Genomic DNA, 11030 nt, shown 5'->3' on the forward strand with positions numbered 1-11030 from the left:
CTTATTGCTTAGTTAAAACAACAGCTTTTACTTCACCCAGGCCATCCGCTGGAATATTATCTGCTTTTAAACTAATAGGCTGCTGCCCTTTGGATAATTTTAGTAAACCTAAATCTAAAGCTGCCCAGCTTTGCTCATAAGCTTCCTGCTCTCGCTCTACCCGATCAGGGCTGGGTACTTTTATGGGTTTATATGGCTGCGTATTAATTTGGCTTACGCTACTGCTGGCAGAAGTTACCTGCATCTTTGCCCCTACCTGTTCTGGGGAAGCTGTGTATTTTAGCTGTACACGATAATCTCCTCCTTCTACAACATCAACATTCCAATACATGCTATCAGAAGTATTTGTCCATTGCCTTACCCAATCGTGTGCCCATCCGTGCGGGCTGTACACATAAGACAAGTTTTCAGATAGTGAGGCCTCATGAGCGGGTAATTCTACTATGGGTGCCTGTGTGTAGCCTAAAGGAATTGGAGGTGCCTGTTTATTATTTTTAGTTACATTTTCAAACCAGCGCAGGTAATCCTTTTGAAGCGCCTTAGCAATATCATTACGCTCATGTAGCAGGTTTTGGCGCTCTTCAGGGTCGCCTTGCATGTCATAAAGCATTATATTGTCTTCAGACTGCATTACCAGGCGGTACTGTGGCGTGCGGGCAGCTCCAGGATAAGGTCTTATTTTTCCGCCATGCACTTGATGAGTAAAAATAGTGCGCTCCTTCAGCTCTTCGCTTTCCCCCAAAAGTAATGGCAGTAAATTAACGCCATCCAGAGGGAGCGTTTTTACTGGTTCCAGCTGGCATAGCTCGTTCAGTGTGGGTAGCACATCTATATGGGCGGTAATCTGGTCTATCACTTTTCCTCGGGGAAGGTGGCTATCCCAGCGGATAAAAAACGGTACTCTTACACCCCCTTCATGAACACTTCCTTTATGTCCACGCATATTTCCATTGTATCGCTGGCTGTTGGGACCATTATCTGTTAAAAAGATGACAATAGTGTTCTCATTGATGTTTAAATCGTCTAGCTTTTTAAGGACTCGGCCTACATTATCGTCTATGTTTTCGCACATTCCATAAATTGCTGCAAGCTTATTGTCTAGACCTTTCGCCTTATACTTATCAAAATACTTATCAGGTACCTGAAACGGGCTATGGGGCGTATTATAGGGGATATAGCAAAAGAAAGGTTGATCTTTATTTTTTTCTATAAAATTTAGCGCGTAGTCCGTCAAAGCATCTACCATAAAACCTTCTGTCTGTACCGTATCCTGATTACTTTCCAGCGAAGTGTCAAAATAGTTGTACCAGTGGCCCGACTTGAAGCCTACAAACTCATCAAACCCCTGCCCTATAGGGTCTCGTGGATAATGAGCTCCATTATGCCATTTCCCAAAGCAACCGGTAGCGTAGCCATTTTCTTTAAAAACTTCTGCCATTGTTACTTCTTCACTGTGCATGTCTTCCATACCATCAGTAACCCAAGAGGTACCCGTACGCAGATGGTAACGGCCCGTGAGCAGGCTGGCACGAGTAGGAGCACAAACCGGGCTCACATAGAAACGATCTAGACGGATGCCCTCTTTTGCTATTTGATCAAGCACAGGTGTTTCTATAGTATCGTTACCATGAATACCAATATCCCCATACCCTTGATCATCGGTCAGGATCAGTACCACATTTGGGTGGTCTACACTGGCGTATATTTCTTCTTCGGGCAAGCTATCGCAAGCCATAAGCCCTATAAAGACCAGTGCTAGAGTTTTTTCAATAAATGACATAGCTATATGTTAGGTTGAAAGCTGGAGTAGTAAATTTTTTCGTTATAAATGGCGTACTCATTAAACTGATCCTGAAATTTTTTATACGAAGTATAAGCCTTTTTGCTAGCGGTGTCTGCAGCTGTCATGTCGTTTACAATCTCCTCACTATACTTACGGAATATATCTAATACTTCGGTAGGGAAAGGGCGGAACTCCACATTTTCTTCAGTTTTCAGCTTATGAGCATAGAGACTGTTCATAACTTCTGATTGGGAGAGTGTCCACAGATTCAGCCGCTCACTACAGGTACGCAGTATAGCCTGCAAGTCGCTGGGCAGCCCTTCAAATTTATCTTTGTTTGCAAAAAGCTCTAGTGCAGTGCCCGGTTCATGCCAGCCGGGATAGTAGTAGTATTGTGCTACATTATAAAATCCCATTTGATAGTCGTGAAAAGGACCTATCCACTCAGTAGCATCAATTACTCCGCGCTCAAGATTGGTATAAATCTCTCCTCCGGCTACCAGTACAGAGGTGCCGCCAGCTCTGCTAAAAACTTTTCCTCCAATACCGGGAATGCGCATTTTTAAGCCATTAATGTCTTCTGCAGAATTAATTTCTTTGTTGAACCAGCCACCCATTTGCATGCCTGTATTACCCCCCGGAAATGGAAGAAGGTTATAAGGAGCATAGGTTTCCTGCCAGAGTTCGGTGCCTCCTCCAGCTACCAGCCAGGCATTCATTTGTGGTGCATTCATGCCAAAAGGTACGGTAGCAAAAAATTGGGCCGCTGGTATTTTGCCCGCCCAGTAATAGGCTGCTCCATGCCCAAGTTCTATGGCACCATTACTTACTGCGTCAAATACTTCAAGGGATGGAACTAATTCACCTCCACCATAAACTGTAATCTCCATTCTGCCCCCCGACATTTCTTTTACCCATTGGGCAAATTTATTGCAGCCCTCTCCCAGAATAGGAAAGTTAGGAGGCCAGGTAGTGACCATTTTCCAGTGATAACTATCGTTAAAATTAATATAGGGAGCTTGGGCCGATGGCTTTTCGTTTTCGGTAGAACAGGCAGTTTGTGCAATGGCAGTACCTGCTACTGCGGCGCTAAGGCCGTTGCGCAAAAACTTGCGTCGGCTGGATTGATTAGGTTGCTTCATAAATTTTTGTAAAAGAGCAAGATATAAAGGAACAGAGAGAAATAAAATGCGGTTAAAAATTAGCGATTTGTGATATTTAAAGCAAAAAGCGTTAACTTTGCAGTCTTTTACGACAAATGGACGGGTTCCATTATGTTTAACAAAAAACAATTATGGCAGTAAAAATTAGATTGGCGCGTCGAGGACGCAAGAAACTGGCAATTTACGATGTAGTCGTAGCCGATGCCAGAGCACCACGTGATGGTCGCTTTATTGAAAAACTGGGTGTTTACAACCCTAACACTAACCCTGCTACTATCGATATCAGGGAAGACAAAGCTCTGGACTGGTTACTAAAAGGTGCCAAGCCTACCGATACAGTAAGAGCTATGCTCTCTTACCGTGGAGTAATGCTGAAAAAACACCTTCAGGTAGGTGTAAACAAAGGCGCTATTACTCAGGAAGAAGCAGATAAGCGTTTCAATGATTGGATTGAAGGTAAAGAGTCGCAGATCAGTGGAAGAAAAGAATCTATTCTTAAGAAGCAGGAAGAGGAAAGACAAGCTCGTCTGGAAGCAGAGAAGAAAATTAACGAAGCTCGTGCTCAGGAATTAGCCGCTAGCCAGAAGGCTGAAGAAGAGGTTAATGCCGAGGAAGAAGCTGAAGCCGAAGCTTCAGAAGAAGCTCCTGCACAAGAGGAAGCGGCTGAGAACCAAGAGGCTCCTGCAGCAGAAGAGAAGACTGAAGAAGCTTCTGAAGAAAAGAAAGAAGGTTAATACAGTATGCGGATTGATGACTGCTACCAATTAGGCTACGTCACCAAAACGCATGGCTTACAGGGCGAAGTTAAAGTTCTATTGGATGTAGACTTCCCTGAAGCATACGAAAATCTGGAATCAGTATTTCTGCAACTTATAAGTTCAGGAACGCTGGTTCCTTTTTTTATTGAGTCGCTTCGTCTGCAGCAGGATAGCCTTATCCTTAAGTTTGAAGATATAGATAGCCTGGAAGACGCTGAGCCCCTTCTCAAAGCAGGGCTATTTTTGCCACTGGACCAACTACCCGCTCTGGAAGAAGGTCAGTATTATTTCCACGAAATTATAGGCTTTCAGATAGAAGATAAAAATGCAGGTCCATTAGGTACCGTTAAAGATGTGTACGAAGGTGGAAGGCAGCATCTGATTGCGATGGAATATAAAGAGCGGGAAATTCTGATCCCCCTCAACGACGAAATTATAGTAGGAGTAGATAAAGACAAACAACGGGTATTTACTCATTTACCCGATGGTCTGCTGGACGTCTACTTAGAGGCTTAACCTTTCTTCTCCTTGTTTTTTTAAGCTAGTTCGCAATCTGCCAGAGCCAGGTAGTCTGGGCGGTCCGCAGCATGACGGTGGCGGTAGCTTTTTAGAATTTCTCCTTTGTATATCACAAAAATGCCGGGCATACGAAAGCCATCACCGGCTAATACTCCTATGCCCTGGGTTCTAATTATACCAGCTTGTAGCCCTCTTACCCAGGCACGTATACCAAAAAGCTGACGGAAAGAACCTCGGTTTAGCTGAAAAGTACGGTAGAGTACACACTCCGAATCACTGATCTGGTGAATACTATTGAGCTTATACTTATCAAAAAACAGAGTGGCTTCTTCACTGCTGCTCATATGTACCAGTACGATGCTCATTCCCTGTGCTTCTATTTCGCGACGATACTGCTTTAGGTCAGAGAGTGCCTCACGACAAAATGTACAGCCAAAATGACGCAAAAACATAAGATAGACAGGCTTTTGCATTGAAAGCTCGTACAATGATTTTCCTTCTTCTGTACGAAAGTGTCTTAAAGTATCATTGAGAGGATGCTGCGGGTTATACTCTTCATCATTAGGAGCCTGCCATGCTTTAAAAATCTGGTAAATAATAATACCCAATACTGGTATCCAGATAATATCTTTAAGCGCGAAAAAGAAGGCGAGGCGAGCAGTCACCTGATCGGAGAGGTAAAATTTAAGCAGAAAAATAAAAGAACTCAGTTTAATAAAGAAACCCGTAATAATGATAAGCGTATGGCGGAGAGGGTTAGCCGCCGCTAGAAAGTAGGCAGCTCCGAAGGTGATTGCCATGAGTCCGATGCTTAACCAGGGAAATATGGAGAAGGGAGTGCTCATGCCTGCCCAGCGTAGCATAATATCTGTAAAAAGCGCAAAAGTAAGCCCCCATACGGCATTAGTAATACCAGCAAAGCGGAGCACTATGGCAATCCAGTCGGGTAAATTTCTCATGTTTTCAGTTGGTACTTAACTAGTCTAACCTTGAGAATCCGTATAAAAACAACGGCAAAAGGCGGTATCCAGACCAGGTCGTTCATAATGAGATGAAACAAAAATTGCTTTGTAGCCTCACCCTCCATAACAAACCAGTAAAACCATGCGGCACCTATTAACTTTGATGCAATACCTACCAGCAAAAGATAAACAAGCTTACTGGGGTAAATAGCTATAGCAAGGTAAAGCAGCCCAAAAAATAATACACCTATCCCCTGCCAACTAATTATAGACGGGACGGCCATCTCACTTTGGCTTACCCATTGGTAAAAAGATTCGGGAAAATTAAAGATAAAAAATCCCCAGCCGATATTATATGTTCCGGCTAGTAATAGTACTCCTCTCATCCAGGGTTCTACCCTTAGTTCTTCTTGTTCTTCCATAGATATTAAGAGCCTGCAATAACGAACCAGGCTATGCAGGAGATAAATAGGTTTGTAAGATTATAAAAAACAAAGGTAGAGAAAGAGAAGCTGCGCATGATAAATACCTTGAATTTTTTGAATGCCTAATGTACGTAGCTTCCGGCATTTATATCAATTGTAGTGCCTGTAGCATGATCGGCCAGGCCGCTGGCCAGAAAAGCAATGGTAGGTGCTATATCTTCTGGTTTGGTTATGGAAGTTAACGCCAGATCACTTTTTACATACGATTCACCATACTTTTTAATAAAATCATCGGCCATATCAGTAAGCGTAAAGCCTGGTGCTACAATAAAAGCTTTAACCCCTTGTTTGCCATAAGCTCGAGCTATAGAACGTGTAAGTGATACAACTCCGCCTTTAGAGGCAGCATAAGCCAGATAGTCGGCAGTATCTCCCCGAAAAGCAGCCCGAGAGGAAATATTAATAATGCGCCCCCCGCCACAGCAGGTAAAGTGCTCAATTGCTTTTTTGCATAGCAGCCCGCTCGCATGAAGGTTAACCAGCATAGTTTTAGACCAGGCATCCGCAAAAGCGATATCATCGCCTTCCACCTCAGAGCTCATGGCAATGCCTGCATTATTAACAATGGCATGTAAGCGGCCAAATTCAGCTAAAACATTCTCAAAAAGCTGTAACACCTCTACAGGTTTGCAGAGGTCTGCCTGAAAAGTTTGCGCCCCTCCTCCTATCTCATCTGCCACACGTTGTGCGGTATTACTATTGCGGTAATAATGCACGGCTACCTGTGCCCCGGCACCTGCCAGCTGTATGGCTATTGCCCTTCCAATGCCGCGGCTGGCACCAGTTACCAATATCTTTTGCCCTGATAAGTCTACTTTCATATGCTATATAATCTGCTACTTATAGAAAAGTTAAAAAATAACTCTTAGAACTATAAATTTATTTGGCGCTAAGAATAATCATTTTCATTCTCTTACCCTTCATCAGATTTTGTATACTTGTTGCTTTCAACAACGAGTAAAAAACATATGGAGATTAATCCTGAACAAATAAACGAGCTGATTAGCGACAGGAGGTCAATTTATCCCGCGATGTATACAGGTGAAGTGGTAGAGCAGCATATTATTGAGCAAATGCTGGAGAACGCAAACTGGGCACCTACCCATGCTCTTACCGAACCCTGGCGTTTTGTGGTTTTTAGCGGCACAGGCTTACAAAAACTTGGCGATTTTCAGGCGGAGCTCTACAAAGAAAACAGTAGCGCGAAGGATCAGTTTGACGAAAAGAAATTTCAAAAGCTTAAAGAAAAGCCTTTGCAGTGCTCTCATGTTATAGCCATAGGCATGAAGCGCGATCCTAAGGGTAAAATTCCAGAAATAGAAGAAGTAGAAGCAACTGCCTGCGCGGTGCAGAATATGTACCTGACCGCAACTGCCTATGGTATAGGTTGCTATTGGGGTTCGGGAGGAGTGACCTATTTAGAGGAAGCCAAGCCATTTTTTGGCCTAGAGGCCCAGGATAAGCTTTTGGGGTTTTTGTTTGTTGGCGTTCCTAAAGAAGGCAAATGGCCAGCCGGGCGACGATCTCCGGTTGCCGATAAAGTGAGCTGGGTGCTAGACTAATTACCACCCATTAAGCTCCAGCAGCCTTTCTGCTTCTGTTAGGTAGGTAGCTATCCTGCTTTGAGCACTGCTATCAGCTTTCAGAATTCCTAACCTGTTCAGACTTTGAGGAGAGGGTACATCTGTTCGGGCAGGGTAGAGATAATGCGCTTCAGCGAAGTTTCTCATAACATCTCTAGAGAAAAGATAACTGAGTAGGGTGCGAGCTCTGCTGGCATGAGGAGCCCCTTCGGTAATCCCTGCGGCACTCAGGTGCAGGTATGCTCCACCTGAAGGAAATAGTAAAGCTGTTTTTCTTGAGCTGCTGGCGGCATACTCAGCCGTATTAACCAGGGCAAGCCAGGCACTACTATCGTTAAGAGCTGTAAATTTAGGAAGACCCTGCCGGCTACTATCTGCCAGGTTTTGCTTTAGTGAAACCAGCCAATCCTCAGCGTTTTGGGTGTTTTGTATGGCAATCATGGTAGCGAGGTGTGTATGCAGCTTTTCTCTTTTCAGGCCTAAGCTTAGTTTAGATTGCCACTTTATATCTGTTAGCGCTTCGTATTGCTGTATTTGCAGGGTGTCTACGCTATCTTTCAAGTAGGCAATAGCATGGGCACTGTAGGCCAGGCCCAGCCACTGCCGACTGTTATCTTTTAAGTGGGCAGGTATGGCACTAAAAAGGCTACTGGCTGACAGTGTATCCAGCAAGCCGGCTTGCTTAGCCTCTTGCAGGTATTGAAGGCCATTAAGTATGAGTAGGTCAGCCGGCATACTATCGGCCTGGCTTAAACGACTTATTATACGAGCTCCGTTTTCATGGACAATGTTCACTTTTACCCCAGAGGATTTCTCGTAAGCAGTAAAGAGATGCTGATCGCTTGATGTAAGAATATTGCTATACACAATGACTGCCTCTCCCTGTTCCACCAGGCGGGGAGAAGAGTCACAGGCATACAGAGCTAAGAGTAAGAGAATGTATTTACAGAAAAATCTATCCATAGGCTTAACTAAAGCCCTCTCTTATGCGGCGCGGACTTTGTTTGCGGGCTTAAAGTTTGTTAGCAATTTTTTGCTAAGGTAATGGAAGCGTGCGAAAAGTAAAACGGCAGCAATAGTAAGGCTTAGCAGAAGGCCGTACCAGATTCCATGAGGCCCCAAATCCATAGGGAAGGCCAGCCAGTAAGCAGTAGGCAGACCTACGACCCAGTAAGCAATAAGGGTAATGATGGTAGGGATTTTTACATCGGCCATCCCCCGCAGAGCTCCGAGGCCCACAGCCTGTACTCCATCAGAAAGCTGGAAAAATGCCGCTACAATGAGTAGAGAGCCAGCCAGCTCAATTACATCTACTTCATCTATATATAGGGAGGGAAGAAAATCTCTGCCTACCACAAAAATAATGGCTGATAGTGTCATGAGTATAAGTCCCATTAAGAATGAGGTAAAGCCTGCACGGCGCATATTAGGGATGTCTTTTTTCCCTAACTGATTTCCTACTCTTACAGTAGATGCGGCTGCTATGCCGGTGACCATCATATAACTTACGGCTGCCATATTGAGGGCAATCTGGTGCGCTGCAAGTGCCTGAGCTCCCAACCAGCCCATCATAATAGCGGCGCAGCTAAAGGCCCCAACTTCAAATATGTACTGAAATCCGGTAGGGATGCCCAGCTTTAGCATGCGTACCACCAGCTTTTTCTGTAAATTTTTAATGCTAAAATCTTTTACAAACCAACTGGCTCTGCTAACATATACAATGATGGCAATCAGCATGATAATTCTGGAAATAAGGGTAGCCCACCCAGCACCGTTTAGTCCCAGTTCAGGAAAGCCAAGTTTACCATAAATCAGCAGATAGTTAAGTACTATGTTTAATAAGTTAGAGCTGATAGTGATAAACATGGCTGTACGGGTGAAAGAAAGGCCTTCCGCATACTGCTTAAAAGTCTGAAAAACCATAAAAGGTAGCAGAGAAGAAGTAACTATCAGTAGGTAAGGGATAGTAATTTCCACTACCTGTTCGGGTTGCTCCAGCTGATAAAGAAGAGAAGATGCAAAAGTTACCAGCAGGCCTAAGAGAACAGCAGCGCACAAATTAATTACAAAGCCATGGCGAAAAACCTCACCACTTCTATGAATATCACCTTCTCCATCCGCAGCTGCTACCAGGGGAGTAATGGCCATAGATACACCTATGCCAAACATCATAACTATGGAAAAGATACTGTTTGCCAAAGATACCGCGGCCAGAGGTTCGGTACCTAGCTCACCTACCATCACACTATCTGCTACCCCCACAGTAATATGGCCGAGCTGGCTCAATACTATTGGGTAAGCAATGGTAAAAGTAGTGCGGAAATGTGTACTAAATGATTGTAATGACATGGTTGATTTGCGAGAAAGCAGTACGCGATCAAATTTATAGCCTGATGATAAACACCGGGCACCTCAAAAAATTCCCTCTTTTTAAATATTTAACTGACGTGCTACTTTTAAAAGGCCCGAAATGCTAATAGCATCTGTAATTTTGCCATCCATTACCCATTGTACAGCTTCTGCCAGGGGTAACTTTTTTATGGCCAGGTCTTCAGTTTCATCAAACTCTGTCTCGCCCTGCTCAAGATTTCGGGCAATGTAGGTAAAGCCCTCTTCGTCGGTTACAGAATTGGAGGTATGTATACGCATTAGCAGGCTCCAGTCTTTTGCTATAAGACCGGTTTCTTCTTTAAGTTCTCTTTTAGCAGACTCCAGTGGATCCTGATTACGATCTCCACCACCCATGGGTATCTCCCAGGAGTACTCGTCTAAGGTATATCTATGCTGCCCCACCAACCAGGTATTGCCCTCCTGATCAATAGGAATAATGCCTATGGCTTTATTCTTAAAAATGACCTTACCATAAATATTTTGTCCTCCCTTAGGGTTAATCACCTGATCTTCGTGCACTTCTATCCAGGGGTTTTGGTAAACCTCTTTGGTACTAATCTGCTTCCAGGGATTTGCTTGTTCTTTCATAGCTCAAAAACATTTAATCGGCATACAGTCCTACACATGCTGACCTCAAATATAATGCAACGGAAGCGGGTGAATGGAGTTTTGCAAATAGTACAGATAGAAAATAAGAAGTAGCAGAGCCAGCGCCCTAGCAGGAGAGCCGATAGGCTTTTAACAAGCTTAGTCTACCAGTTTTTTAAAGAAGTCCCACATCACAATGCCAATACTTACCGATATATTAAGAGAGTGTTTGGTTCCGAACTGGGGTATCTCCAGGCAGGTGTCAGCTTTTTCAATAACTTCATCAGAAATGCCAAACACTTCATTTCCAAAGACCATGCAGTACTTATTGTCTTTGTAGGGCAGAAAGTCCTGCAGGGGTACACTTTCATCGGCCTGTTCTACGCAAAGAATTTTAAAGCCCTCTTCTTTTAACTCGTCTATCAGGTCAACCGTTTTTTCTCGGTATTCCCAGTTTACGGAGTCAGTAGCACCCAGCGCTGTCTTGTTAATCTCACGATGGGGTGGTGTCGCAGTAATGCCACAGAGGTATACCTTTTCTACCAAAAATGCATCAGCAGTACGAAATGCCGATCCCACGTTGTTCATACTACGGATGTTGTCCAGTACTATAACGATAGGATGCTTTTTTTTGGCTTTAAACTCTTCCAGCGTCAGTCGCTCTAGCTCTTCATTCTTTAGTTTTCTCATAAGTATAATATGATCACATACCTACGTTCTCCTATTACCTAAGGGTAAAAAGAAGTAAATAGGTGCTGTTTTTTGGCGAAAAAGTGAATATATAAGATATTAAACTGA

At 43.8% G+C, this 11030-nt stretch carries 12 protein-coding genes; 3 read left to right on the plus strand and 9 right to left on the minus strand.

Annotation, left to right across the window (positions count from 1 at the left end; all coding sequences use genetic code 11):
• Window position 1: 1 nt before the first annotated feature.
• Complete coding sequence (locus PZB74_RS07755; protein ID WP_302241931.1) at window positions 2–1780, minus strand: arylsulfatase; 1779 nt, start codon at window positions 1778–1780, stop codon at window positions 2–4.
• A 2-nt stretch (window positions 1781–1782) separates the two neighbouring features.
• Window positions 1783–2925, minus strand: coding sequence for a TRAP transporter substrate-binding protein (locus PZB74_RS07760; protein ID WP_302241933.1), 1143 nt, complete (start codon window positions 2923–2925; stop codon window positions 1783–1785).
• Window positions 2926–3077: 152 nt separating this feature from the next.
• Between PZB74_RS07760 and PZB74_RS07765 the strand changes: the two genes are divergently transcribed.
• Window positions 3078–3680: a 30S ribosomal protein S16 gene (locus PZB74_RS07765; RefSeq protein WP_302241935.1), complete on the plus strand. Its 603-nt coding sequence runs from the start codon at window positions 3078–3080 to the stop codon at window positions 3678–3680.
• 6 nt (window positions 3681–3686) lie between these two features.
• Window positions 3687–4220 carry a ribosome maturation factor RimM gene (gene rimM, locus PZB74_RS07770; RefSeq protein WP_302241936.1) on the plus strand — a complete coding sequence of 178 codons (534 nt, stop codon included), beginning with the start codon at window positions 3687–3689 and terminating at the stop codon, window positions 4218–4220.
• Window positions 4221–4240: 20 nt separating this feature from the next.
• On the opposite strand, the gene PZB74_RS07775 is transcribed toward rimM, so the two are convergent.
• From PZB74_RS07775 to PZB74_RS07785, 3 genes are all read right to left on the minus strand, one after another.
• A complete protein-coding gene (locus PZB74_RS07775; protein WP_302241937.1) occupies window positions 4241–5182 on the minus strand; it encodes a SelL-related redox protein in 942 nt (313 codons plus the stop codon).
• Complete coding sequence (locus tag PZB74_RS07780; protein ID WP_302241938.1) at window positions 5179–5607, minus strand: hypothetical protein; 429 nt, start codon at window positions 5605–5607, stop codon at window positions 5179–5181. Before PZB74_RS07780 ends, PZB74_RS07775 begins: the two co-directional genes overlap by 4 nt.
• A gap of 125 nt (window positions 5608–5732) precedes the next feature.
• Entirely contained in the window at window positions 5733–6491 is a 759-nt protein-coding gene (locus PZB74_RS07785; protein WP_302241940.1) for an SDR family NAD(P)-dependent oxidoreductase, read from the minus strand.
• Window positions 6492–6638: 147 nt separating this feature from the next.
• On the opposite strand from PZB74_RS07785, the gene PZB74_RS07790 reads away from it, so the two are divergent.
• A complete protein-coding gene (locus PZB74_RS07790; protein ID WP_302241941.1) occupies window positions 6639–7232 on the plus strand; it encodes a nitroreductase family protein in 594 nt (197 codons plus the stop codon).
• Here PZB74_RS07790 and PZB74_RS07795 read toward each other — a convergent pair whose 3' ends face one another.
• The 4 genes from PZB74_RS07795 to PZB74_RS07810 all read right to left on the minus strand — a co-directional run bounded on the left by PZB74_RS07795 (window position 7233) and on the right by PZB74_RS07810 (window position 10922).
• On the minus strand, window positions 7233–8216 hold the full coding sequence (locus PZB74_RS07795) for an extracellular solute-binding protein (RefSeq protein WP_302241942.1): 984 nt from the start codon (window positions 8214–8216) through the stop codon (window positions 7233–7235). It lies immediately after the preceding gene.
• A 21-nt stretch (window positions 8217–8237) separates the two neighbouring features.
• Window positions 8238–9602 (minus strand): MATE family efflux transporter, encoded by a 1365-nt coding sequence (locus PZB74_RS07800; RefSeq protein ID WP_302241943.1) that lies wholly within the window; start codon window positions 9600–9602, stop codon window positions 8238–8240.
• A gap of 81 nt (window positions 9603–9683) precedes the next feature.
• Window positions 9684–10232 carry an NUDIX domain-containing protein gene (locus tag PZB74_RS07805; RefSeq protein ID WP_302241945.1) on the minus strand — a complete coding sequence of 183 codons (549 nt, stop codon included), beginning with the start codon at window positions 10230–10232 and terminating at the stop codon, window positions 9684–9686.
• Window positions 10233–10391: 159 nt separating this feature from the next.
• Window positions 10392–10922 (minus strand): RNA methyltransferase, encoded by a 531-nt coding sequence (locus PZB74_RS07810; protein ID WP_302241946.1) that lies wholly within the window; start codon window positions 10920–10922, stop codon window positions 10392–10394.
• Window positions 10923–11030: the final 108 nt, after the last annotated feature.

Origin of the sequence: Porifericola rhodea, assembly GCF_030506305.1 — a bacterium.
In the GTDB taxonomy this organism is placed as follows: domain Bacteria; phylum Bacteroidota; class Bacteroidia; order Cytophagales; family Cyclobacteriaceae; genus Catalinimonas; species Catalinimonas rhodea.